Raw genomic sequence first — 21,451 nt, 5'->3', positions numbered from 1 at the left:
ATTTTTTGAAAGACTTTTTATCAAAGAAAAAATGGTTTTAAAAATGTTCCGTAATAAAGAAAATAGGTTTCTAAAGTTCATTTGGAACACCCTAACTACAAGTAATACTTTCTCAAACTATAATGTACAAATGTAAAGAATATATACCATGTAATATAGGATAGAAATATTAATCCGATTTAGTTTATAGATTATTGAATTTAAAAGATGAAGTGAAAGGGAAAGAAGCTGTAACCATTTCTTTTACCGCTTTAACTCTTGCATACACTCTTGTACAAGAGTTACTGCCTGACTTATAGTAGCACCACCACCAAATGCAGCTGTCACTCCCACCGCCTCAAAGATCTCCTGTTCTGAAGCTCCTTGATCTAGACATCCTTTAATGTGATAAATGATACAATATTCATCCTGAGAATAAAGGCTAATACCTAAAGCAATTAACTGTTTTTGTTTTTTTGATAAGGTGCCTTCTTTAAAGCATTCCTCTGTAAAGGAATTAAATTGTTCGGCTAGTTTAGGCATCTTCTCAGTAAATAAACCCAAACCATACTTATAATGAAGAAGTGCAGATTTTGTAGAATTTTTACCTTCAAATTCCATATTTAATCCAACCCCATTTCTCATATTTTTAAACAAAAGTTAGTATGAACCTATTGGGAATGGATTAAACAAAAATGATATTTATATCAAGGTGAGTGAAAGAGGAGAGGGGAATTTAGAGGCATGATATAAAAAGAAATTAACTAATAGTATTACACACACGATATGGATAATCCATCGACTTCTGTAAAAGGAAATGATGATATGGAAAAACAGAGTGTAGTCAATATATTAAATGCCTTTCTAAAAGAACAGTACATGGGTATTCATGCCTATGAGCATTATATAGAGAAGTTAAAAGATTCACAAATAAAATGGGGATTTCAAAGAATACAACAAGATTACAAACAACATGCCTTAAAAGTAGCAGAAAGAATACAAAATCTTGAAGGAGTACTGGTTGATAATGAAGGAATCGTTGGCTCTGTTCAAGGTTTGATAAGTCAACTTACAGTACCAGATACAACAGAAGGAATTGTAAGTAGTACGTTAAAGGGCGAAGGTTATTATGGCGTCAAATATCAGAAGAAATTGTACAAGGTGATTTGGATCCAGAAAGTTTTATGTTAATAAATGATATTTTAGATAAAGATAGAGAACATGTAAATGTATAAAAACAACTTACGCATTAATATTTTTAGTTACGCTGTATCATAATTAAAAGAAGATAATTAAAATAACTCCACATATTTTCACAAGGAAGGAAAATACTAATACGTGTTTTAGTACTTTAATTCCAAAGTATTAAAGCAGGATTACTAACTGCGATACTAGGAGGACGTTACTATGAATATTCGTGAAGGATTAATTCCAACTACATTAGGTACAGCAGTTACAGCTGTGGGTTATACCTTAAAGCAAACTCGTGGATCTAATAAGATGATTGCAAATACAGTATTTGGATTTGGTTTAGCTCACGTTGTTTTAGGTGTAATTGATCTTGTGGAACATCGTCGTTAGAAGAAAGGGCAAGCACATTTTGATGCTTGCCTTTTCATAGTTCTTAATTTATGAAAGTAATTCATAAATTAAGAACTATGAAAAGGCGGTTACATGCTCAATATGTATACAAGAAGGATTTTGTTATCCAGGCTAAAGGAATGGGCTCATTCATTTCAAAAATTACCGACTGCCAAAGGGATATTAAAAGATCCTAATATGCCTGCCTTATCCACATATGTAAGGCATTTTGGTAGTTGGAATCAGTCTCTAAGGCAAGCTGGGTTCCAACCAAGAAAAAAGGTAAATAAAATGTGAAAAATAAACAAAGCAGTCAGTTCAATAAACTGTCTGCTTTGCCCACTTGCTATGAAATTTCAGGTATTTATATGAGCTTTTTAACGGATTATATGTATTACTGAATACGGTATATTTATCACGTGCAGTAGATGCTTTACGTACAAAAAGCGTGGACATTCCAGAGGAATATTTACAACATATATCGCCACTTGGATGGGAACATATTACATTGACAGGTGATTATGTGTGGAATTTAAACCCAAAAACAAATTGTAATAATTTGTGTCCAAATTTATAGTGACCCCTATGTAGAAGAAATATAAAAAAGTGCTAACAAGTTTGCAAACCGAATTGCAAACCAAATTGCAAACTAAACGAATACATCTTAGTAATGGTAAGAGGGAAATGGTCGCTGATATGTCCTCTAAACCCTTATATATTAACGATTGTTAACGTTGCATAATCATGCATAAAACGTACTACTTCACCCTTACGCAATCTGGGCACCATGTAGTAAAGAACTTAACAACTACTGGCTCCTCGCTTGCGATGATGTCTTTGAATTCTTGTTCAGATTTGATTTCTTTCATGTTTTTGACTCCTCTCAATGTCACACGGATAAGCTAGTATTTTTTATGCAAAATCCGTAATTGCAAAATCTTCGACTGTTTTTTCTTGTAGGTCTGGTACACATGTGAGTAGGTGTCCAATGTGATGCCTACTCTTTTATGTCCTAATCGTTCACTTACGATTTTCGGATTTACGCCTTATATCCTGCAAACGAATATTAGGAACCTCACTTTCTTTATAAGCTTTTTCCGGAGCTGTGTCAAACTTCTGAAATTACAGGGGTTACCGTTATATGTTGGGCAAACCAAATCGTAGTCATTATAGCCTTCACCATATCGCTCTTTTTCCTCAGAAATTTTTTGCAAGATATACGTTAGGGAAAGGTATGTTTCAAACGCGGATCGCTCCATTATTTTTAAAGGGTCACCCAAATTATTAACTGCTAAATTATATCCTCCGTAAGTTTGTTCTAGCAATTTTCTATATAGGGAAATGTCAACATGCTAAAGACGGAAAAGAAACAACAACGAATACTTTGAAAGAATTAAAGAAGGCTGGTTATTTAAAACGGTATCCCGTATAGAATCCAGAGACGGGGAAAATCTCTCATTGGGAAACTGCAGTTTATGAAGTGCCAACCATAGACGAGGAAAACCACCCACTGGAAAAACCACCTAGTGGAAAAATCAGTGACTGGAAAACCATATGTATGGAAAACCAGCCAGTGGAAAAACCGCCACTACTAAATACTAATGATTTACCAAGTACTAATCTAACTAATGATGATGTAGATAAGCACCCTTTGATAGATGAAGAATTTCAAAAAAGTTACAACTATCTTTTACAGAACAATATCCCGTTAAGTGAACGGTAATGCAAGACCTTGGAGAGTTTAGTGATGTGTTAGGTAGCCAAATCATTATGGAAGCTGTTGATAGAGCAGTGGATCAGAACGCAAAGCGATGGAAATACATTAGCGGTATTTTATTCAACTGGCAAAAAAGCAACGTGAAAACAATGGCAGATGTAATAAAGCTCGATGAGGATTATAAAAACCAAAGAGGTGGTGTAGGAAATGCAACACGTAGGGGACGCACTGGCAAAGGTTTTGGAACGGGCAGAAGCTATGAGGAAGAAATTGCAAACCGAGAACAAAACATGCCAAGCTTCATTAAACGAGTATAAATGCTTAAAGTGTCAAGATTCAGAAGTAGTTTTTTACGATGAAGTGAATCAATTCGGTATGTGGGTGGCAATGCAAAAAGATTGTGAATGCAAAGCGCAGCGAGTGCTGGAGCGTAGATTAAAAAACGCGATGATTCCAGAAGAGTTTACGGATGCTCGGTTTGATTCATACAAACGAGAAACAGAAGAACAACAGCTTTTGTATAGCACGATGGGAAAATACTTGCAGAACTTCAAAGAAATCAAGGAAACAAAACAAAATAGCCTGGGTTTCATCGCAACATTTGGAGAGTTACGAATTAAGCAGTTAGAGCCAGCAAAGCGAACGCAAGCCAAGAGAGAACATAACAGTTTTGGACTTGGTAAAACGCATCTTCAAGTAGCTGCAGCAAAGTATCTTATGAAGCGAGGGTATAGCGTACTGCTTATATCAGACGGAACATTCATGGATGATCTGATTGCAGCCAAGATGATGAACGATGATAAGAAAGAATTTAACCGATTGTTAATCCACGCAAAACAAGTAGAGGTCCTCATCTGGGATGACTTAGGGAAGTCAAAGTGGTCAGAAGCAAAAGAAAATCTGTACTACCAGATTATTGATTATCGGTATCGTCATAATTTGCCGATTTTATACAGCTCCAATGAAGATGATGAAACATTACCTGAAAAGATTGGTTATGCAGCAAAGAGCCGATTATTTGGAATGAGTAAATATTACTTAATCGCTGTAGAAGGCGAAGATTATCGTGAGAAGGAGTGAATGATATGTGCCCTAAATGTAATAACACAGGCATTATCCGTAAAGAAATTTATCCTGGTGTGATTGAAACAAAGGGTTGTGATTGTGAGGTGGCTAAACAGCAGGAAGCTTGGTTACAAAGGTTTGCAGAATGGGAAAAGGGGTGCAGCGTGAGCAATGTTGTTCGAGGTTACCAAAAAGGAAGATATGCAATATAAGTAAAAAAGGACAAGCAGTCGTACCTGCTGTCCTTTATAGGAGAAAGATTACTTTGGATAAGAACTACGAATAACCAGAAAACATGCTTTTAACCAGTGTTGTCAAAGATGTAATAATCTATGCAACAAATGACCTTAGAAAGAATTCAAAACACCAAAATGGCTTGCATTGGTAAACAGGCTCAAAAGTAGTATATGCAAAATGAAAAATTCCATACAAAAAGCAGACAACAATTTTGGTTGTCTGCCAGTGAGTCGAATGAGTTAGCTAATTGTGATAAATTGCTTTCCCATTAAAAGAAGAGTGAAGCTGCTAGTTCAAACAGCTTGTAGATAGTATTTTCGAAATCTTAAAAAATATACAGAGAAAGCAGATAAGTGAAGAACCTACCTACTTACTACTGTAACAAAAGAAAGAAGTACCAGCCGTGGATTAAGAGGCTTGGAAGTAGTATATATTGATCTGGAAAAATTATTCAAGGGGTGAAGAGAAGAATGGCATCGATAGTGAATAGTGTATGTGAAATAATTCAGTTAATGAGTAAAACGAAAGTAGAACGCATCCAAATCACATACGAAATTGGCGATATTATTGAGGAGAAATGCAGAAGGTGTTATTACAATCGTTCGGAAAAAGAGTGTTTCAGTATTAGTGTCTGTCAAAATTGCCCGACTGGCCAAGAATTACGTCAGTTGGGTAGATACCTTGATACGCAGCCGAAAGAACGCGGTGGAAAGCGAAAGGATATACCTATTGGGCTTACTCCGGAGCGTGTACGAGGATTGAATCAACAAGGCATCCCAGATAAAGATATTGGCATTATGTATGATTGTAGCCGCTCTTATGTAGGGAAAATGAAACAACAATGGAAGCAAGCTGGTATATGGAAAGGACCAACTTTAATGTGGGAAATCAAAAGGAGTGGGGAGAATGGCTGAGGTTGTTGATGTGAAAGCAATGTCGGATGATGAGTTTATGAAAAAATATAAAAAACTAGTTTATAATTTCGTTTGGAAAAAATACAGTTCAAATGCGGAGGTGATAAAAAGTAACACGGGATTAGAAATAGATGATTTAATTCAATACGGCATGATCGGTTTACTGAAAGCGAGAAAGGGTTTTGACCCTACGTATGGATGTGAATTTTCTAATTATGCCATTCCTAAGATATTCGGCATAATTGCAGTGAACATTAGGGACGCTCAAAAGGTAAAGGTGCCGCGTGATGTTTATTACTTAAAAGGGAAGATAATGAATCGGGGACTTTTGGAAGAGAAACCAGAAGAAATTAGTAAACGGCTAGATGTATCGATACAAGTAGTTGAAGAAGCTTTACGGTATCAGCATATAACAAAATCAATACATGAGATAGCTCATTCATCAGGGAATAGCGATGATGATTTAACAATAGAACAAATGCTGGTTGATGAATATTCAGCGAGTGAAACTGAGGAAGTTGAGCGTGAAATGTTAATGGGTTCTTTTGTTCAGACGTTGCCAGATAGAGAAATGATCGTATGGGATATGTATTCAAACCACATGTCGCAAGAAAGTATTGGAAAGAAAGTTGGAGTTACTCAAACTCAAATTAGTCGGATATTAAAACGAATCAAAGAAAGAGCCGCAACTTTTGGGAAAGCGCAGGGAGTTGCAAAGTAGTTCCAATTTTGAATGTTATACAGAAAGGTGGAGTTACATTATGTTTTGGTTAGGATGCTTTTTAGGATACATTGCAGGTTCGGTTATTACATGTGCGTTATTCTATTTTGGTTTTAGAGCTGAAAAAAGCAAAAAAGCTGATATGCAAAGAAGAATGGTAGATGAATTGGTAAAGAAGGAAACGGAACAACAGAAAGAGATAAAGAATGATGGAAAGAAAGCTCAATAAAATAGTTATTATATGCAGACAAAATAAAAGAACCCGTTAGTTATAAACAGATTCTTCCCACAAGGTGTGCAAGAAATTCAAGGAAACTGGACTAGAGCAACCTGTGGAATTCCTTGTGATAATAATGTATGCGAAGGAATCAAAAAGATACATGAGAATAATACAAAATCCTTATTTGAGGCAATCCTACAGGAGTCCAGAATATAAAAAGGCTGTAGAGGATAAGCCAACTACAGCCTGAGTACGATCAGTTTATTTTAGTCCTAACTTTGCTTTAGCGGCTGCAGGAATCTCATTTGGTTGTACTTCCATCCATGATTTTCCGTTTGCTCCTTTAGCTGTAACTTTTAAGTAAGCATCATGACGAAGTTTTTTGGTTATGGGGTCCGTAAGCAAAACGAAAGGCTGCGAGTGCATCAATACATTAGAAGTTTTGTGAACATGATGTACAAGGTCCACCAGTAGGTTGAAATACAACATTGTCAACAAAAGCTGTTGCGCCTTCTCCACCTGTAGCAATATTTTGGAAAGCAACACATGCTGTAGTCACACCAGCAGGTATACACACAACAAGAGTATAATGTTGGAAACTAGATTGCGGTTGATTCGCAGCTGGTACAATATTCGGAATATTCGACGGGCCAAGAGTTGCAGGGAGAGGAGGACATCCATGTCCAAGTTCTGGGAAAGATACAGAAGCTATAAGAAATGCACCATCCCTTATATCCGCAGCAAAAGAAAACGTAAAACAACAACCTTCGCCAACATCAACCGATTGATTAATACTTCCACCTGCTTCAATTGACGCAGCTAAGATACTAAGTATCCCATTTGAAAGAATACGACCACTATGGGCGTTTGGAAAACCTACTTCTGTAACATTCCCAATTTGATTCCAACCTGGAACTAAATCGCCTACTAATGGTGGTTCGTCAAATCCAGGATTGTCGAGAACATTAGTACATGGACAACATGCTACCGCTGTTGGCCCCGTTGGGCCTGTTACTCCTGTTGGCCCTGTTGGCCCTGTTGGCCCCGTTGGCCCTGTTGGCCCCGTTGGCCCTGTTGGCCCCGTTGGCCCTGTTGGCCCCGTTGGCCCTGTTGGCCTCGTTGGCCCTGTTGGCCCCGTTGAGCCTGTTGGGCTCGTTGGCCCCGTTGGCCCCGTTGGACCTGTTGGGCGGCTTTTTTCTTATTTATTCTCCTAATGTTCCTTTATTCATATTTAATTCACCGTTTTTTATCATTTCTTCTCCATAGATATTTTCCATTAGCTTTTGATGATCTTCTTGCTTCTTACGTTCTCCATCTTCTGGAGTCTCCTCAGTTTTCTCTATTGCTTTTTGTTCCGCCTGTTTTCTATAGTACTCATTTATTTCATCATATTTCATCGGTAAACCTTTTCAAAAAGTGTACGGTGCACTTTTTACAATTTTATCGAATCATACTTTGCGGTCTATGACAACAACTCTGTCACTACCCTTATACACTGGAATCTAAAACATTTGTAAAAAATAGCATAGTTGTTACAAAACCTATATCGTTACCAATAAAAAACCTTGAAAGGCAAGCCAATCAAGGTCTCTTAATTTTTTTAAATGTCTAATAAAGTATTCACACCTACATTATTTACTAATAATTCGGTTAGCGATGGTGCAATTTTCACTGCCTCCTCAATATCCAAATCTGCGAATCTGTTATAGTATATTCCAAAACCATCTTTATCCTGTAGATAGATTAATGCACCACCTCCTTCATCATCACCAATTGCGAGTGAATTCGGGAGATATTTCTGCACTTCATAAGTTTCATTCATTTCAATGCACCCCGAAGCTCCCCAAATTCGAATATAAATTTGGTCGTCAATATTAATTTCAATGTCTGAAGCTAGCTGAATTATTTCTATATATTCTGTAGGTACATCTATTGTTGAAAAATCCTGAAGCGCTTTAATTTCTTCTTCTTTCGAAGGAGATTTTTTGGCATCAATTCTATACACACTACTGATATTATCTAATCTGTTCATTAATAATCAATCCTTTCATATTTAACTCCTAGTTTATCTAGCATCTTGAATTGTTGTTCAAGAACTTGGCTAGTAGTATCACGTGAAAAACCAGCTTTAGTTAAATCGCCCACCATGAATTGCATTTCTTCTTGTAAAGTAGTACTCCATTTCCCTACCCCTGAAGCCACCCGTTCATTTCGTCTAGCAGTTTGAGCATTAGTAATGATTGTATGTGGTAGTACAAACTTAAATTATAGAGCACGAGTGGAAATTCGTGTTAATGGAAATCCAGCAATTGCAATAGATAATGACTTTTTTGGTCCAATAAACTTTACTAATGCTGTAGCTGTTTCATCAATAATTCAATTAAATGCAGGAGATTTAGTCGAGGTATTTGCGCAAAGTAGTATAGCGGGCGTTATTAGTGCTGCAGAAGATGGTGCGCATTTTGAAGCAGCCAGATTCCCGTCTCCAAAAGTATAAGTGGTATGAAACCTTCCAATAACAGGTGATTTATTTGTAGTGCATGAAGTGTTTTAACGATGTCTAAGCTGTTTTGAAAGTACTAGATAAATGAACGATGTACTATTAAATATTGCCTGATGATTGTAAATGAAACAGTCGAAGAAGAGCAGTGTTTTATGTAAGAAATACATGATGTCCAGGTAATGAAAGCTAATTAGTAAGGAATTTTTATCGATTTAGTTTATGAAAAAAGGCCCTGTTGTCTCCAACAGGGCCTTTCCTAAAATGGCAAAGAGTAACTCTTACCTTACTCCTTGTCCATAGAATACACAAAATTCTTACGTTTGTACAGGTAAATAATTTACAATAATAATATTAGAATATAATGTTTGACGGTAATTCTGAAAGGTGGAATATAATTTGTTATAGGGAGATTGTTGATTTCATAGGGGATTTAAGAGAATATTATCATTTTATCGATAATAAAAGGATATTGAAATAATAAAATATGAAATATTGCATATCGTACTGAATGTTGAAATCTATTTAATAATAATAAATTTGTACGGAGGAGAAGGCTAGAAATACGAGTTGATGAAACGGGATAATTGATATTAGTGATATAATCAAAATTTAAAATACAAGCTTTGTTTTTTAGTTATATTTTCTCTTCAAGCTGTCTTATGGTAGCACGTTCTCATTTTTGTAATAGCAACAACTTGTCCAAACTTTCCAAGTCTAGCATGCATAGTATGCAGTAATAGAAAGGAGCGATATATATGTACAAAAAGAAAAATCATGATTGTTGTAAAAAGAGAAGAGAGGACTGTAAAAAATATGATGACTGTTCTTGCGATCATAAGGAGAAAAACCTTGTAAGAGCATCCGCTTTTAGAGCGGTAAATACAGTTGATCAAAACCTTCCAGCCAATACTTTTGTCAAAGTATTATTTCAAAATGAACAATTTGATTTAGCGGATGAATATAACCCGGCAACATCAGAGTTTACTCCGAAGACTAGAGGCGTTTATTCCGTAATTGGAACGATTGGTTTCTTTCCAAACGATACAAATGTAAACTATAGAGCGCGTGTAGAAGTTCGAGTGAATGGAAATGCGGCAATTGCTATAGATAACGACTTTTTTGGTCCAATAAATTTTGGGAATGTCGTAAGTGTTTCAACGATACTCCAATTACATGCAGGTGATATTGTTGAGATTTTTGCGCAAAGTAGTATAGATGGGGTTATTAGTAGTTCAGAAGATGGTTCTCATTTTGAGGCTGCTAGATTTCCATCTCCAATTGTATAAATATTAAAAAGGAAAAAATTATATTAACTCTGCTTTTCGGTGGAGTTTTTTTAATTTCATATTAGCAATAGCTCGTCCAAACTTTTTAAATTTATTTTGCATAGTATACAACAATAGATTTAGAAAGGGGATATAAATATGTCATATTATTATTGTAAGCATTGCAATGGCTATAAAAAGACACAGCATATTTGTTGTAAGAAGAGTACAGATTATTACGATAAGTGTTGTGATAATGAGAAAGATAAGCTTGTAAGGGCATCTGCTTTTAGAGCTGTTAGTACAGTAAATCAAAATGTCACTGCAAATACTTTTGTTAAAGTATTATTCCAAAATGAACAGTTTGATTTAGCGAATGAATATAATCCAGTAACATCAGATTTTATTCCGAAGACTAGAGGAGTTTATTCTATTATTGGTACAATCAGCTTTGCACCTAATGATAGTAATACGAATTATAGGGCGCGTGTAGAAATTCAGGTAAATGATAATCCAGCTATAGCGATAGATAATGACTTTTTTGGTCCACCCAATTTTGCAAATGTCGTAGCTGTTTCAACAATACTTCAATTACATGCAGGAGATGTAGTTGAAATTTTTGCTGAGAGTGATGTAGATGGACTGATTATACAAAATGATCCAGGATTTATTAGTACGCATTTTGAAGCTGCAAGATTCCCATCTCCAATAAAATAAAAGACATGTTTGTGATTTATGGACTATTTAACTAAAAGGCTCTACCTTATGGTAGGGCCTTTTTTTTAAAGATGTTAAATTGGTAATATATTAAAATAAGTTCATAAATACTTGATAAGCAACACCTAGAGTTAATACGATAGCTAATAGTTTTGCTACCCAACTCGGTGCATTGAAATTTAGTAAAAGAGAATGACATATACTAAATGTAATGCCGAGTGTTAAAAGAAGTGCGATAGGATATAAAACTAATAGGAAGAAGGGGTGCTCTATGGAGCCAAAGTCAATTTTGAATTGGGTCATATAATATGTACCTCGTTTTTATTTATATATTAATATAATAATGAGTAATACGAAAAATTGGAATAGTTATGTAATAAATACTATAAAAGTAAATTTGAAGTTGTGGATGGAGTAGATAAAATAATCTTTGAAAAGACGATACAAAGCTATCATTCGTTTAAGTATCTTTACAGCGGTTTTTGATTAAAGTTTAAGTTCGATATCAAGAACAAGTGTTCTTGAAATACTGAAAAATAAAAAAGGTGTGTCTACATGATTGATTTTAGTAATATAGTTGGAAAACTGGATGAGATGATTTACAAACCTAATAATCTATTCATCACTAACCAAAAAGATAAAAGTAAAATTCAGAATATGCAGGAGGGATATTCCAGCTAAATAATAGAAGTATACGATTTAGGGTATCAAAAATTACGCCTAATAAGATTGGACAATTTGTTTCTTTTTGGGAGAAGGGTGCTTCCATGAGAAATCAGGCATTTTCTTATGATTTGGCTCCTGATCTTTTAGTTATTACTTGTATAGCGGATAATAAACTAGGACAATTTATTTTTCCAAAAGAGATTCTTCTAAAAGAAAAAATATTAAAAACTCAAAACCAAAAAGGAAAAATGGCTATGAGGGTTTACCCTATTTGGGATAAACCTGCTAGTAATCAGGCTAAGAAGAGTCAACTATGGCAACTTCAATATTTCGTCGATTTAAGTGATGCTGAAAATGTAGCTATCGATAAATTGTTAAACTTATATTCATAGCGATTAATAAGAAGATGATTTTTTGAAATACTCGATGTTTGTATGGGTGATCTTCGGAAATATGAACAGGGTAATGGTAAGTAAAGAATAAAAAAAGAGTATACAAATAAAGTATACTCAAAAGAAAGATAGGTTTTATGAGTGGAGTAACTCCATACGATAATATATGCGCATTTTATTAATATGTGTAAAATATCAACGAAATATCAATAGAATATCAATTAATGAGTTATTTTAGTTTATTATTGAAGTTATGTTTTGTGAAATGAAAAAGAGCCGTTTCTTTAGAAAGACTCGGCTCTTTCTATTTTTTTATTATCGAACGGTTCGAAATGAAAAATCACAAATTATATGATTAACAATTTGATAATGATCGGACTTCAGTTATATATTTCTTGAAGTCTGGATATTGAGATACAGTCTGGCAGTTAGGGATGAGTAGTTGATTAATTAAAGATACGTTTGTAATTACTTCGTTACAAGGACCGTAGAATGTAACTTTTAGCTTTGAATTCGGGGGAACTTTGAATACGATAGGCATTTTTTTCATTGAATCAACTCCTTATATAATAGGGGTTATATTTTTATTACTTTTTAATTAGAAAGACATATTAATATAATATGTAATTTTATTGTATTTGATTATTATATATACGATATTAGTAGATGGAGTTTTATACCGCTATTTGTGGGCAGTAAGACTCTAACCTTAAAATTCGGCGAGAGCAAAGAAGTTAGGTGGAAGCCCTGCTGCCCGTAAACACCCGATTGGTGAGGGCTAATAATCAATGGGGGATGAACCCCCCCCACTGATTAAAGTTTCACTGTATTTCACCATTTCATTTGAAAGTAAGATGTGGAAATTTAAAATACTTTTTCTAAATTGTTTTATAACTATGTAAAGGAAAGGACATTTTCATAAATAGGAAAAGTTATTTCTAATACGTATCAAAATAGCGCTGTAAAAAAATATATACCATGCATGCTAATACAAAGCTTAAAAAATACTAATACGAGGGAGTAAGCAGTAATTAACTATAAATTGTAAAAAGGCAGCTTTTTTAGCTACCTTTTACAGGGAGATTGAAAAATCTTGGAGGCCATTCATGAGTATAAGCAAAAATTGCTTATATATAGTATGCACATTATTTATAGTTTTATCCCATTATTTAGTATGAAGAAAACGTATACTTATCGTTAATAAATGTAAAAGAGAAGAACTTGTTTATTATGGATAAAAAGAAATTATATAGTTTTAAAAAATAATGAAAATATATTTATTTGTTTTATAGAGGCTTGTTATTAGGCATATGGGTCTAACAATAAAACAAGCTTTGAATAAGCTAATAAAAAAGGAGTTGATTAATAATGGGTTATATTGTAGATATTTCGAAATGGAATGGAAATATTAATTGGGATATTGCAGCGGCTCAGCTAGATTTAGTTATTGCTAGAGTTCAAGATGGTTCGAATACTGCGGATTTTATGTATCAAGGTTATGTGAAAGAAATGAAGAAACGTAGTATTCCATTTGGAAATTATGCATTTTGCCGTTATATATCTATTTCAGATGCAAAAAAAGAAGCGCAAGATTTTTGGAATCGTGGCGATAAAAACGCCAAATTTTGGGTGGCAGATGTAGAAGTTCAAACAATGGTAGATATGCAAGGTGGGACTCAAGCATTTATTGATGAATTACGCCGATTAGGTGCAAAAAAAATTGGTTTATATGTAGGACATCACACGTATATATCATTTGGAGCTCGCAATATTGATGCTGATTTTATTTGGATTCCTCGTTATGGAGGGAATAAACCAGCATACCCTTGTGATATTTGGCAATATACTGATTCAGGAAATGTTCCTGGTATTGGAAAATGTGATTTAAATCAATTAATTGGGAATAAAAATCTTTCTTGGTTTATAGGTTCAAATCAAACAAATCAATCTAGTATTGGAGATAGTAAGCAACCAAATGGAATTGGTATTGCAGTTTCAAAATATAATGATGGATACGGCATTAATTTATATGAAAATCCTGCGAATCCACAGTTTACAGGAAGACTTACGAAAAAAATCCCATATTTAATTTTTAAAGGTTATTGGGGAGGTGGTGAAAAAGATATGATTTGTTTAGGTGGAGAACAACAGTGGGCTAAGTTAGAGCATTTTAATGTGCAATGGTACTATGCATACTCAAAATACACACCTGGATATGAAATTAGAACGTACGATGGACCAAACGGGAATGATACAGGTGCGGTCGATGGGAAAATTCCTTATCGTATTTGGAATCGTCAGGATGGATATGTAGATATAGGTGGAAACAAATGGATCAAAGAAGAACATGTACAGATTAAATGATGTTAAAAAATCGGCTGCATGCCAGCTTTTAGTGTTTAATAAATCTTGCCTCTGACATGAAGAGAAATACTTGCGGAAAACACATTAATTTCACAATAGCGCTGTATAGTTCCTAATATACAATTATCAAAGTGAGGTATTTGAATTGAAAAAGAATAAGCTATTTATGGGAACTATTATTACATGTGTGGCGCTAGCATTGTCTGCGTGTGGTTCCGCAGAAAATGTTGCAACATCAAAAGTAGGAAACGTGACAGAGAAAGAGTTAAGTAAAGAATTAAGGCAAACATATGGAAAAAGTACTTTATCTCAAATGATGTTAAATAAGGCATTGCTAGATAAATATGAAGTTTCAGATGAAGAAGCTAAAAAACAAGTAGACGCAGCGAAGGAACAAATGGGTGACAAGTTTGATGTGGCTTTAGAGCAAGTAGGGTTAAAAAATGAAGATGAACTAAAAGAGAAAATGAAGCCAGAAATTGCGCTTGAGAAAGCGATTAGAGCGACTGTCACAGATAAAGATGTGAAAGATAACCATAAACCTGAAATGAAGGTAAGTCACATTTTAGTGAAAGATGAAAAAACTGCGAAAGAAGTAAAAGAGAAAATAAATAATGGTGAAGATTTTACTGCTTTAGCGAAACAATATTCGGAAGATACTGGTTCAAAGGAACAGGGCGGAGAAATAGCTGGTTTTGCTCCTGGTCAAACTGTGAAAGAGTTTGAAGAAGCTGCGTATAAATTAGATGCAGGACAAGTAAGTGAGCCAATAAAAACATCTTATGGTTATCATATAATAAAAGTGACGGATAAAAAAGAATTGAAACCATACGATGAAGTAAAAGATACGATTCGAAAAGATTTAGAACAACAAAGACTGCAAGATGCGACAGGTAAATGGAAACAACAAGTAATCAATGATCTATTGAAAGATGCGGATATTAAAGTAACAGATAAAGAATTTAAAGATACATTTAAATTCTTAGATGAGAAATAAGGTTTAGAAGAAAAACAGAGATTTAGCATAATGCTATATTTCTGTTTTTTTATTTTCAATAGAAAAGGGAACTCGTATAGAGTTCCCTTTTCACGTTAGTGTGTGTGTTATAAATAGATAGTAAGACAATACAATATTACATTTAAATATTAAGAATTACAATGGGAAAATTTGTATGTAGATAAAAGGAATAAGCAATTTAATTCGCAAAATGTTGAAATGATAATGTTTTAGTTAATTAATATTGTTAAATATAAACTAAATATATTTTTTGTATTTTCTTAGAGAATGAATAGAAGACATAATTTAAAGAATGATACATACCATATTATCGGAGAGTAAATTGACTTTATACGAAATGAAATGTAGAAATTTTTATTGCAAAAAGTGTTCTACATTATAATATGAATAATTTTAGATTTACTAGATTATTAAATTAACTTGGAGGAGAATATATGAAAGTTATTTTTAAAAGAGAAGGTGGAGGGAAAATTTTCGAATCAGCTAATGAAAATATAAGTATTTTACTAGATGTATTAAAAGAAACAAAAGGGATAAAGATTGGGATGATTGAGTATGAAGTAATAGAATATAAACTGGAATATTATCGGAATCCGAAAAAAACAGAAACAGAGAGAGAATTACATATTATTATGCAACCTAAACTTAATCAATAGAGAAAGTAAAGTAATGAAATAATTAGTTTTGACTTTGTTCGTCCTTACTGATTATTATCCCGCACATAGCAGGATCAGTGAAATGATTTGTCGAAATGTATGAAACTTATAAAGAATGTATTGTTTTACATTCTTTATAAGTTTCGAAATTTTTGTGAGTTTCGTTCATAATAAAAGTATATGCTTATGTCGATGGATGGTTAATGAATAGTAAAACTAAAATTTCTTTTATCTATGCAGGAAATGAATATATATATAAATAAATAAATAAATGTATTTATGAAGAGCTTTGTTGAATAATATTGGAGGAGTTAAAAATGAGTTTAGCTAGTTATATAGGTTGTAATGTAGAAGTGCCGTTAACCCCAGAAGATTCCAATGATTTAATCATAATTGGACCGTGCTTTTCAGATGAAGGTTTACTTGAAGTTGTAAAAGAGCATCAATTTCAAACAAATTACATTTATGAAGTATCATCAGGATGGGGAATAGAACTGGTTGAGTGGCAAAGATTAGTTGATAAGAAAGAATCTCAAAATAAACTTTTAACTTTATGCTCGATTATGGAAGGGTATTTAAAAGAAGGAGATTACTTTGAATTATATAGTTGTTGGGTTGGTGAAGAAAATCAGGAAAAAGTAGGGGAATTAAATTTGAAAATAAATCATTTTGATGTAGCTGAAATTTGTATTCCAGAAAGAACGTTAGTTAGGATAGAAAAGTAGAAATATAAAAGCGACTCCACATTGGGTGGAGTCGCTTTTATTGTTGCTACACGTATTCTATGGTGTGATAGGAAGTGCAAAGAAAGTTGATTAATAATAGGGAGTAATCAATGGGTATGAATAAACTTCATAGATTAAAGTTACATTTTGTTTGAAAAATTTACATATTGCACTTCCGAAAGAACGTTCGTTCGTGTATAATGAGAACAAACGTTCTTTTGTAGTGGAGATTTCTACAAATTCATAAATAGTTTTGAATTGGAAAGCTACGCTACATATTAAATAAGAGATGGATAAAGTGTATTTAGAAGTGAAATTTCTATTTTGTGAATGGATAGATATAGAAAATTGAGGAGTAAAGAAAATGAGTTATGTAAAGATACAGGAAACAGGAAGAGAGTGGGTTCCGTTTACAGTAATGTCGGAACAATTATTAAGTATGAAAAAAATTATTGGAGAGAAATTAAAAGTCCAAAGACCGCTAATAACTAATGAAGCGAAAGAAAGTATTACAGACAAGTTATTAACTTCATTATTGTCTGAAGAAGAGATGTTAGTGACATATTTTGAAGAAGGATACATACTTACAAGTTATATGACAGTGGTTCATATAAATCCTATTCAACAAATTGTAAAATGTACAGATGCATTTTATAAAACATATATATTTTCTACAATGGACATAATTGATGTAACCTAAAAGAAGCTGAATTTTGAAATTTAGCTTTTTTAATTTGTCCCGCTATTGGTGGGTAGTTAGATTCACACCTCGAAATTTGGCTGTACGTCAGGCTGCCTGCAAAAGCCCAATTGTTATGGATTAATAGTCAATGGATAATAGACAAAACCCTTACTATTTTTGAAGAGGTAAAGAATTAAATGAAAAAGCAGCTAGATGCAAACTAGCTGCTTAGCCCCAGGGAAAGGGAGAAAAAGATTGGGCACTCAAAAAATTAACGATAGCTGTTTATCAGCCTGAGTATAGTATAGACAAATTTTAAAATATTATACAAATCTGATTACAGATCTGGTTAGGCCGTACCAACTTGGTTTTGATCTGCTAAATCAGAATCAAATGTATTAGTCGCGCTAACCCCGCTAAAAGTGTTCACAACGAAACCAACGTTAGATGCGCCAGAGCCGTTATAAGCTTTTGTATTCTCCTTTGGAGAAACGTTGTAGAAATCACCTAAGTTGAAAGATCCGTTACTATTTTGTACAACTAAATTCCCAACAACTGAGGGCATAATTTTCACCTACCTTATAAGTAATTGTTTGCACTACTATATGAAGGTATAGTTTAATTGGTTCATGTGGCAAATATTGTGGGATAGGGAAACGTTTGAAGCTTTATTTAATCAATTTAGCAAAAAGTATGTTAAATTTAATGAAGAGTTGAATTTTATAAAGTATAAATTCTAATAATTAATATATACGGAATTAAAGGAGGCGAAATGTAATGGATAATGTTATAAAAACAGTAGATTTAACAGATGTAGAATCAAGTAAACTTGTTGCTTTTATTTGTAGTAATGATGTTACATTGATCGAAAAAGCATTTTGTCCTAATGAAATAAAATTAAAGTTTAATGAAATAGCGATTTTATCGGCAATTAAAACAGCATATATTACGAAAGTATCTATAAGGAAAGAACTTGAAGCGATTTTTCACGATACAGGCGTTTTATTAGTGAAGCAAAATGTTGAAAGGAATAGTATTCAATCTATAACAATGCATTTTGAACAATTTAAAAAGTTGCAAAATGAGATTGAGAATTTAAATGAAAGCGTGTTTAAGGCTACGTGAAAATACTTGGATAAAGGTGGATCATGTTATGTTGAAAATGTGGATTGAAAAGTATTTGGATAAATCGAACTGTAAACATAAATATAAATATAAATATAAATATAAATATAAATATAAAAATACTTTCATCAATGTGTAACCTATATTTATTGATATGAGAAATGTAGGAAAGAGCAGATACAATTTAAAAATAATAAAGATACAAACAAAAAGAGTAACTATGATGGTTACTCTTTTTGTTTGTAATATGTAATATCAAAAATACTCCTAAAGTATGAAATGAATTGATACTTAAGTAAGAATTTGAATAAGAATAAAAAGAGTAATATTAATTGAAAGGAGGAGATGAAGTTGGAGCGAAACGACATTGAAAAACTTGTAATTATTACTGGAGTAACGCAAGGGTTAGGACGTGCATTGGTTGATAGGTTTCATGAATTGGGATGGAATATAGTAGGGTGTGGACGCTCAAAAAATAAAATTGAAGAGCTTAATAAATATTACGGTGCTTCACATGATTTTCAAATAATTGATGTTTCAAATCATCACCAAGTTAGTAAATGGGCAAGTTGTATTCTTAATAAGTATAGGGCTCCTGATATGTTAATAAATAATGCATCGATTGTTAATCAAAACGCACCGTTATGGAAAGTTACCGCTCAAGAATTTGAAAGTGTAATGAGTGTAAATGTGAACGGGGTAGTAAATGTCATTAGGGCGTTCGTCCCGGCGATGATAGCTAGAAAAGAAGGGATTATTATTAATATGAGCTCTAGTTGGGGAAGAGAAGGTGAGGCTGAGCTTGCTCCATATTGTGCTTCGAAGTTTGCTATTGAAGGTATCACGCAGTCCATGGCAATGGAATTGCCAAATGGCATGGCCGTAGTTGCTTTAGATCCAGGTGGAAGTATTAGCACTCCAATGCTTCACTCCTGTGCACCTCAATATGTAAAAGAATCTCCTACACCTGAAATATGGTCACATAAAGCAATCCATTATATATTAAATATATCAATAGATAAAAACGGAGACTCATTGACATGTCCGATATGCGTTTAATGTTTAGCTAGGTATTAAATGTGATATGCACATTTTTGAAGGACAAGCATATATTGAAGTATGTAAAAAGCATTTGCAAATTAGACATTTATCGAGAAAGCCCTTGTCAAAAAGAGCGCCTGAATGGTGCTCTTTTGTATTATTAGTACATTATGTGATGCACAAAATTACATATGAAAAATAAAATAAAGAATTGAAGGTGATATTTGTTTGTTTCGAATGTACTAGAAAATTTTAATATAGGTGATGGAAAATGAACCTACGCGATTTAGAATTGACAGGGGCCTGGTTTCAAGTAGGAGGAAATCTTATAGCAGCAATTGGAACAACTAGAGGTTTTTCAGGAGAAGAAAAGATTGAGTCGGATCTTGTTATTGTAGGGAGTTCATTACAAGCCCTCGGATATATATTACAAATCATAGCAACTATTGATGCGAAAGATGAAGATAAATGTGAGAAGCAAGAGATAACTATAGATAACAAAAATAAAGCGCTAGCGAAAACGGGGATTGAGTTATTAGCTTTAGGTAATATTTCAAATGTAATAGGAACGTATTTTAATCTCAATGAACAAATGAAAGAAAATGATTTCCTTATAATTACTGGAAATAGTTTGCAATCAATTGGCGCTTTTTTAGGAGTAGAAGTAGCATTGAATGAGATAAATGGAATACAGTGGATTATCGTATTAGGGAATTCAATGCAAAGTTTAGGTGCGGGATTACAAGCATATCAAGGTATTAAAAATATATCAAAAGAAGAAAAGGGAAACGAAGACAGTAATATAGATAAAGAAGCTCAACGTATAATAGGGCTAATAGGCATTTGGATACAGGCAATAGGTACTGTAATTTCAGCAATTGGATTAACCGAAATAGTAGAGGAACAACGATTGGAATCTAAGAAAAGGTGATGAAATACTCATTTCAATGAATTTTGGAGTATTTCAATTTTAGATGTAGGACAAGATTGATGTGTTAATTCATTTTGTAGGCTTTTTCATATAGGTGTAGAATATACATATAAACGAACAAGTGAAAATAACTTGTTAACGTTAGTGAGATGCTCCTCATTTAGTTATACTATTATATGTGATTTTTGTAATGACGAATTCTTATATATGCTTTTAGAAATAACATAATTTCATAGGTTTGATAGTGTAGGAGATGGATGGGTAAGAATTGAAAAAATAAACATTAAGGAGTTTTTTAGACATGATGTACTTATTAGCAATTCTACTTCCGCCAGTAGCTGTTTTATTTTGCGGAAAGCCGTTTCAAGCGATTATTAATTTCATTTTAACCTTGATTTTTTGGGTTCCAGGAGCGATACACGCAGTTCTTGTCGTACATGATAAAAAAGCCGACAGGCGACTTAAAAGACAAATTCAAGCGTACGATGAAATTAATAAAAGAAGATAGAAGGTAAATTGCGAGTGAAAACATACAAAAAAGAAAGGGAATTTGATTCGCCTTTCTTTTTTTGTATGCCAATCGAGTTTAAATTTTAGTGTAGCGGTAAGAATTTTTAATATAGGTATTATGATAATAACTTTTAGAGTGTGCGTTTAATAAACCGGTGTAAATGCTTTCTGGTACATTAAAGAAATCATACATACCATTCTTTAGTTGAATACGTAAAATCATTGAAAAAGGATTATAGCCTACAGCAACTATATTTTTTGAGATAACGGGAGAGAGCTTCATCAATACGCAACTCCTTACTTTTCATTTTAGATGGTTTCTTCTAGATAAGGGGATTGTCGTGTTGAAATCCTAATAATTAAAGAGGTATTATATTTATATGCGATATATCAAATGTTCTTTATACGCAATTATAAGGAAG

The 21,451-nt window shown here is 33.4% G+C and carries 28 protein-coding genes and 7 pseudogenes; 23 read left to right on the top strand and 12 right to left on the bottom strand.

Features of this window, described 5'->3' with window-relative positions:
* Positions 1-243: 243 nt before the first annotated feature.
* Positions 244-600: a carboxymuconolactone decarboxylase family protein gene (locus JDS80_RS19480; RefSeq protein ID WP_098889076.1), complete on the bottom strand. Its 357-nt coding sequence runs from the start codon at positions 598-600 to the stop codon at positions 244-246.
* Between the two features lie 204 nt (positions 601-804).
* Between JDS80_RS19480 and JDS80_RS19475 the strand changes: the two are divergent.
* From JDS80_RS19475 to JDS80_RS19465, 4 genes and pseudogenes are all read left to right on the top strand, one after another.
* A pseudogene (locus tag JDS80_RS19475) lies at positions 805-1,214 on the top strand (ferritin-like domain-containing protein).
* Between the two features lie 172 nt (positions 1,215-1,386).
* A complete protein-coding gene (locus tag JDS80_RS19470; protein WP_199639750.1) occupies positions 1,387-1,560 on the top strand; it encodes an asparagine synthase in 174 nt (57 codons plus the stop codon).
* Positions 1,561-1,653: 93 nt separating this feature from the next.
* Positions 1,654-1,857 carry a homing endonuclease associated repeat-containing protein gene (locus JDS80_RS31580; protein WP_346011388.1) on the top strand — a complete coding sequence of 68 codons (204 nt, stop codon included), beginning with the start codon at positions 1,654-1,656 and terminating at the stop codon, positions 1,855-1,857.
* A 97-nt stretch (positions 1,858-1,954) separates the two neighbouring features.
* Positions 1,955-2,137 (top strand): annotated as a pseudogene (locus tag JDS80_RS19465) (Tn3 family transposase); the annotation flags it as partial.
* A 187-nt stretch (positions 2,138-2,324) separates the two neighbouring features.
* Here JDS80_RS19465 and JDS80_RS19460 read toward each other — a convergent pair.
* Positions 2,325-2,429 (bottom strand): annotated as a pseudogene (locus tag JDS80_RS19460) (thioredoxin domain-containing protein); the annotation flags it as partial.
* Positions 2,430-2,472: 43 nt separating this feature from the next.
* Positions 2,473-2,819 (bottom strand): annotated as a pseudogene (locus JDS80_RS32130) (site-specific integrase).
* A gap of 463 nt (positions 2,820-3,282) precedes the next feature.
* On the opposite strand from JDS80_RS32130, the gene JDS80_RS31570 reads away from it, so the two are divergent.
* The 6 genes from JDS80_RS31570 to JDS80_RS19425 all read left to right on the top strand — a co-directional run bounded on the left by JDS80_RS31570 (position 3,283) and on the right by JDS80_RS19425 (position 6,443).
* Complete coding sequence (locus JDS80_RS31570) at positions 3,283-3,594, top strand: DnaD domain-containing protein (protein WP_242477391.1); 312 nt, start codon at positions 3,283-3,285, stop codon at positions 3,592-3,594.
* Entirely contained in the window at positions 3,548-4,357 is an 810-nt protein-coding gene (locus tag JDS80_RS19445) for an ATP-binding protein (protein WP_242477390.1), read from the top strand. The genes JDS80_RS31570 and JDS80_RS19445 overlap by 47 nt, the downstream gene beginning before the upstream one ends.
* Positions 4,358-4,362: 5 nt before the next feature.
* Complete coding sequence (locus JDS80_RS19440) at positions 4,363-4,554, top strand: hypothetical protein (RefSeq protein WP_199639748.1); 192 nt, start codon at positions 4,363-4,365, stop codon at positions 4,552-4,554.
* A 495-nt stretch (positions 4,555-5,049) separates the two neighbouring features.
* Entirely contained in the window at positions 5,050-5,493 is a 444-nt protein-coding gene (locus JDS80_RS19435; RefSeq protein WP_098889732.1) for a hypothetical protein, read from the top strand.
* A complete protein-coding gene (locus JDS80_RS19430; RefSeq protein ID WP_199639746.1) occupies positions 5,486-6,214 on the top strand; it encodes a sigma-70 family RNA polymerase sigma factor in 729 nt (242 codons plus the stop codon). The genes JDS80_RS19435 and JDS80_RS19430 overlap by 8 nt, the downstream gene beginning before the upstream one ends.
* Before the next feature lie 40 nt (positions 6,215-6,254).
* Positions 6,255-6,443 carry a hypothetical protein gene (locus tag JDS80_RS19425; RefSeq protein WP_098889734.1) on the top strand — a complete coding sequence of 63 codons (189 nt, stop codon included), beginning with the start codon at positions 6,255-6,257 and terminating at the stop codon, positions 6,441-6,443.
* Positions 6,444-6,695: 252 nt separating this feature from the next.
* Here JDS80_RS19425 and JDS80_RS19420 read toward each other — a convergent pair whose 3' ends face one another.
* The 5 genes and pseudogenes from JDS80_RS19420 to JDS80_RS19400 form a co-directional block, all read right to left on the bottom strand.
* Positions 6,696-6,839: a YxeA family protein gene (locus JDS80_RS19420; protein ID WP_180237381.1), complete on the bottom strand. Its 144-nt coding sequence runs from the start codon at positions 6,837-6,839 to the stop codon at positions 6,696-6,698.
* Between the two features lie 28 nt (positions 6,840-6,867).
* Positions 6,868-7,578: pseudogene (locus JDS80_RS31565) on the bottom strand (collagen-like protein); the annotation flags it as partial.
* Between the two features lie 58 nt (positions 7,579-7,636).
* On the bottom strand, positions 7,637-7,831 hold the full coding sequence (locus tag JDS80_RS19410; RefSeq protein ID WP_180237382.1) for a hypothetical protein: 195 nt from the start codon (positions 7,829-7,831) through the stop codon (positions 7,637-7,639).
* A gap of 203 nt (positions 7,832-8,034) precedes the next feature.
* Positions 8,035-8,466, bottom strand: a complete 432-nt coding sequence (locus tag JDS80_RS19405) for an SMI1/KNR4 family protein (protein ID WP_098889735.1) — start codon at positions 8,464-8,466, stop codon at positions 8,035-8,037.
* Positions 8,466-8,636 carry a hypothetical protein gene (locus JDS80_RS19400; protein ID WP_257208398.1) on the bottom strand — a complete coding sequence of 57 codons (171 nt, stop codon included), beginning with the start codon at positions 8,634-8,636 and terminating at the stop codon, positions 8,466-8,468. Before JDS80_RS19400 ends, JDS80_RS19405 begins: the two co-directional genes overlap by 1 nt.
* Before the next feature lie 55 nt (positions 8,637-8,691).
* On the opposite strand from JDS80_RS19400, the pseudogene JDS80_RS19395 reads away from it, so the two are divergent.
* The 3 genes and pseudogenes from JDS80_RS19395 to JDS80_RS19385 form a co-directional block, all read left to right on the top strand.
* Positions 8,692-8,931 (top strand): annotated as a pseudogene (locus JDS80_RS19395) (ABC transporter permease); the annotation flags it as partial.
* 761 nt (positions 8,932-9,692) lie between these two features.
* Positions 9,693-10,223: a C1q-like domain-containing protein gene (locus JDS80_RS19390; protein ID WP_098889736.1), complete on the top strand. Its 531-nt coding sequence runs from the start codon at positions 9,693-9,695 to the stop codon at positions 10,221-10,223.
* A 138-nt stretch (positions 10,224-10,361) separates the two neighbouring features.
* Positions 10,362-10,919 (top strand): C1q-like domain-containing protein, encoded by a 558-nt coding sequence (locus tag JDS80_RS19385; protein ID WP_199639742.1) that lies wholly within the window; start codon positions 10,362-10,364, stop codon positions 10,917-10,919.
* Between the two features lie 90 nt (positions 10,920-11,009).
* Here the strand turns inward: JDS80_RS19385 and JDS80_RS19380 are convergent, their stop codons facing one another.
* Entirely contained in the window at positions 11,010-11,222 is a 213-nt protein-coding gene (locus JDS80_RS19380) for a hypothetical protein (RefSeq protein WP_098889737.1), read from the bottom strand.
* 252 nt (positions 11,223-11,474) lie between these two features.
* Between JDS80_RS19380 and JDS80_RS19375 the strand changes: the two are divergent.
* A pseudogene (locus JDS80_RS19375) lies at positions 11,475-11,977 on the top strand (MepB family protein).
* Positions 11,978-12,332: 355 nt separating this feature from the next.
* Here JDS80_RS19375 and JDS80_RS19370 read toward each other — a convergent pair.
* On the bottom strand, positions 12,333-12,527 hold the full coding sequence (locus JDS80_RS19370; protein WP_071745807.1) for a hypothetical protein: 195 nt from the start codon (positions 12,525-12,527) through the stop codon (positions 12,333-12,335).
* Between the two features lie 818 nt (positions 12,528-13,345).
* On the opposite strand from JDS80_RS19370, the gene JDS80_RS19365 reads away from it, so the two are divergent.
* The 5 genes from JDS80_RS19365 (at position 13,346) to JDS80_RS19345 (ending at position 17,440) form a co-directional block, all read left to right on the top strand.
* Positions 13,346-14,341 (top strand): glycoside hydrolase family 25 protein, encoded by a 996-nt coding sequence (locus tag JDS80_RS19365; protein ID WP_199639740.1) that lies wholly within the window; start codon positions 13,346-13,348, stop codon positions 14,339-14,341.
* Between the two features lie 145 nt (positions 14,342-14,486).
* Positions 14,487-15,338 carry a peptidylprolyl isomerase PrsA gene (locus JDS80_RS19360; RefSeq protein ID WP_071747323.1) on the top strand — a complete coding sequence of 284 codons (852 nt, stop codon included), beginning with the start codon at positions 14,487-14,489 and terminating at the stop codon, positions 15,336-15,338.
* 455 nt (positions 15,339-15,793) lie between these two features.
* Positions 15,794-16,015: a hypothetical protein gene (locus JDS80_RS19355; protein WP_071747324.1), complete on the top strand. Its 222-nt coding sequence runs from the start codon at positions 15,794-15,796 to the stop codon at positions 16,013-16,015.
* A 317-nt stretch (positions 16,016-16,332) separates the two neighbouring features.
* Complete coding sequence (locus tag JDS80_RS19350) at positions 16,333-16,740, top strand: hypothetical protein (RefSeq protein ID WP_098889741.1); 408 nt, start codon at positions 16,333-16,335, stop codon at positions 16,738-16,740.
* Between the two features lie 364 nt (positions 16,741-17,104).
* The gene (locus JDS80_RS19345; RefSeq protein WP_071747326.1) at positions 17,105-17,440 is read left to right on the top strand and encodes a YolD-like family protein; all 336 of its coding nucleotides are present in this window, start codon (positions 17,105-17,107) and stop codon (positions 17,438-17,440) included.
* A 331-nt stretch (positions 17,441-17,771) separates the two neighbouring features.
* Here the strand turns inward: JDS80_RS19345 and gerPF are convergent, their stop codons facing one another.
* On the bottom strand, positions 17,772-17,987 hold the full coding sequence (gene gerPF / locus JDS80_RS19340) for a spore germination protein GerPF (protein ID WP_001141569.1): 216 nt from the start codon (positions 17,985-17,987) through the stop codon (positions 17,772-17,774).
* 212 nt (positions 17,988-18,199) lie between these two features.
* Here gerPF and JDS80_RS19335 point away from each other — a divergent pair, with 212 nt between their 5' ends.
* The 4 genes from JDS80_RS19335 to JDS80_RS19320 all read left to right on the top strand — a co-directional run bounded on the left by JDS80_RS19335 (position 18,200) and on the right by JDS80_RS19320 (position 21,027).
* A complete protein-coding gene (locus JDS80_RS19335) occupies positions 18,200-18,547 on the top strand; it encodes a hypothetical protein (RefSeq protein ID WP_071747328.1) in 348 nt (115 codons plus the stop codon).
* 351 nt (positions 18,548-18,898) lie between these two features.
* On the top strand, positions 18,899-19,606 hold the full coding sequence (locus JDS80_RS19330) for an SDR family oxidoreductase (protein ID WP_071771402.1): 708 nt from the start codon (positions 18,899-18,901) through the stop codon (positions 19,604-19,606).
* A 253-nt stretch (positions 19,607-19,859) separates the two neighbouring features.
* On the top strand, positions 19,860-20,519 hold the full coding sequence (locus tag JDS80_RS19325) for a DUF6944 family repetitive protein (RefSeq protein ID WP_071771403.1): 660 nt from the start codon (positions 19,860-19,862) through the stop codon (positions 20,517-20,519).
* A gap of 301 nt (positions 20,520-20,820) precedes the next feature.
* Positions 20,821-21,027 carry a YqaE/Pmp3 family membrane protein gene (locus JDS80_RS19320; protein WP_000990221.1) on the top strand — a complete coding sequence of 69 codons (207 nt, stop codon included), beginning with the start codon at positions 20,821-20,823 and terminating at the stop codon, positions 21,025-21,027.
* A 78-nt stretch (positions 21,028-21,105) separates the two neighbouring features.
* Here the strand turns inward: JDS80_RS19320 and JDS80_RS19315 are convergent, their stop codons facing one another.
* Positions 21,106-21,312, bottom strand: a complete 207-nt coding sequence (locus tag JDS80_RS19315; RefSeq protein ID WP_000777813.1) for a KTSC domain-containing protein — start codon at positions 21,310-21,312, stop codon at positions 21,106-21,108.
* Between the last annotated feature and the right edge of the window lie 139 nt (positions 21,313-21,451).

The sequence above is a fragment of the Bacillus cereus group sp. N8 genome, assembly GCF_016483685.1.
Taxonomy (GTDB): Bacteria; Bacillota; Bacilli; order Bacillales; family Bacillaceae_G; genus Bacillus_A; species Bacillus_A proteolyticus.
The sequence above is the reverse complement of the archived record's forward strand: the minus strand, read 5'-3'. Positions and strand labels throughout refer to the sequence as shown.

Excerpts from the sequence above, each read along its gene's own strand:
- JDS80_RS19370 (WP_071745807.1), bottom strand. The coding sequence starts at position 12,527 with ATGAAAAAAATGCCTATCGTATTCAAAGTTCCCCCGAATTCAAAGCTA.
- JDS80_RS19430 (WP_199639746.1), top strand. The coding sequence starts at position 5,486 with ATGGCTGAGGTTGTTGATGTGAAAGCAATGTCGGATGATGAGTTTATG.
- JDS80_RS19315 (WP_000777813.1), bottom strand. The coding sequence starts at position 21,312 with ATGAAGCTCTCTCCCGTTATCTCAAAAAATATAGTTGCTGTAGGCTAT.
- gerPF (WP_001141569.1), bottom strand. The coding sequence starts at position 17,987 with ATGCCCTCAGTTGTTGGGAATTTAGTTGTACAAAATAGTAACGGATCT.
- JDS80_RS19470 (WP_199639750.1), top strand. The coding sequence starts at position 1,387 with ATGAATATTCGTGAAGGATTAATTCCAACTACATTAGGTACAGCAGTT.
- JDS80_RS19390 (WP_098889736.1), top strand. The coding sequence starts at position 9,693 with ATGTACAAAAAGAAAAATCATGATTGTTGTAAAAAGAGAAGAGAGGAC.
- JDS80_RS31570 (WP_242477391.1), top strand. The coding sequence starts at position 3,283 with ATGCAAGACCTTGGAGAGTTTAGTGATGTGTTAGGTAGCCAAATCATT.
- JDS80_RS19405 (WP_098889735.1), bottom strand. The coding sequence starts at position 8,466 with ATGAACAGATTAGATAATATCAGTAGTGTGTATAGAATTGATGCCAAA.
- JDS80_RS19345 (WP_071747326.1), top strand. The coding sequence starts at position 17,105 with ATGAGTTATGTAAAGATACAGGAAACAGGAAGAGAGTGGGTTCCGTTT.
- JDS80_RS19385 (WP_199639742.1), top strand. The coding sequence starts at position 10,362 with ATGTCATATTATTATTGTAAGCATTGCAATGGCTATAAAAAGACACAG.
- JDS80_RS19410 (WP_180237382.1), bottom strand. The coding sequence starts at position 7,831 with ATGAAATATGATGAAATAAATGAGTACTATAGAAAACAGGCGGAACAA.
- JDS80_RS19435 (WP_098889732.1), top strand. The coding sequence starts at position 5,050 with ATGGCATCGATAGTGAATAGTGTATGTGAAATAATTCAGTTAATGAGT.
- JDS80_RS19355 (WP_071747324.1), top strand. The coding sequence starts at position 15,794 with ATGAAAGTTATTTTTAAAAGAGAAGGTGGAGGGAAAATTTTCGAATCA.
- JDS80_RS19425 (WP_098889734.1), top strand. The coding sequence starts at position 6,255 with ATGTTTTGGTTAGGATGCTTTTTAGGATACATTGCAGGTTCGGTTATT.
- JDS80_RS19335 (WP_071747328.1), top strand. The coding sequence starts at position 18,200 with ATGGATAATGTTATAAAAACAGTAGATTTAACAGATGTAGAATCAAGT.
- JDS80_RS19440 (WP_199639748.1), top strand. The coding sequence starts at position 4,363 with ATGTGCCCTAAATGTAATAACACAGGCATTATCCGTAAAGAAATTTAT.
- JDS80_RS19325 (WP_071771403.1), top strand. The coding sequence starts at position 19,860 with ATGAACCTACGCGATTTAGAATTGACAGGGGCCTGGTTTCAAGTAGGA.
- JDS80_RS19480 (WP_098889076.1), bottom strand. The coding sequence starts at position 600 with ATGGAATTTGAAGGTAAAAATTCTACAAAATCTGCACTTCTTCATTAT.
- JDS80_RS19320 (WP_000990221.1), top strand. The coding sequence starts at position 20,821 with ATGATGTACTTATTAGCAATTCTACTTCCGCCAGTAGCTGTTTTATTT.
- JDS80_RS19350 (WP_098889741.1), top strand. The coding sequence starts at position 16,333 with ATGAGTTTAGCTAGTTATATAGGTTGTAATGTAGAAGTGCCGTTAACC.
- JDS80_RS19380 (WP_098889737.1), bottom strand. The coding sequence starts at position 11,222 with ATGACCCAATTCAAAATTGACTTTGGCTCCATAGAGCACCCCTTCTTC.
- JDS80_RS31580 (WP_346011388.1), top strand. The coding sequence starts at position 1,654 with ATGCTCAATATGTATACAAGAAGGATTTTGTTATCCAGGCTAAAGGAA.
- JDS80_RS19365 (WP_199639740.1), top strand. The coding sequence starts at position 13,346 with ATGGGTTATATTGTAGATATTTCGAAATGGAATGGAAATATTAATTGG.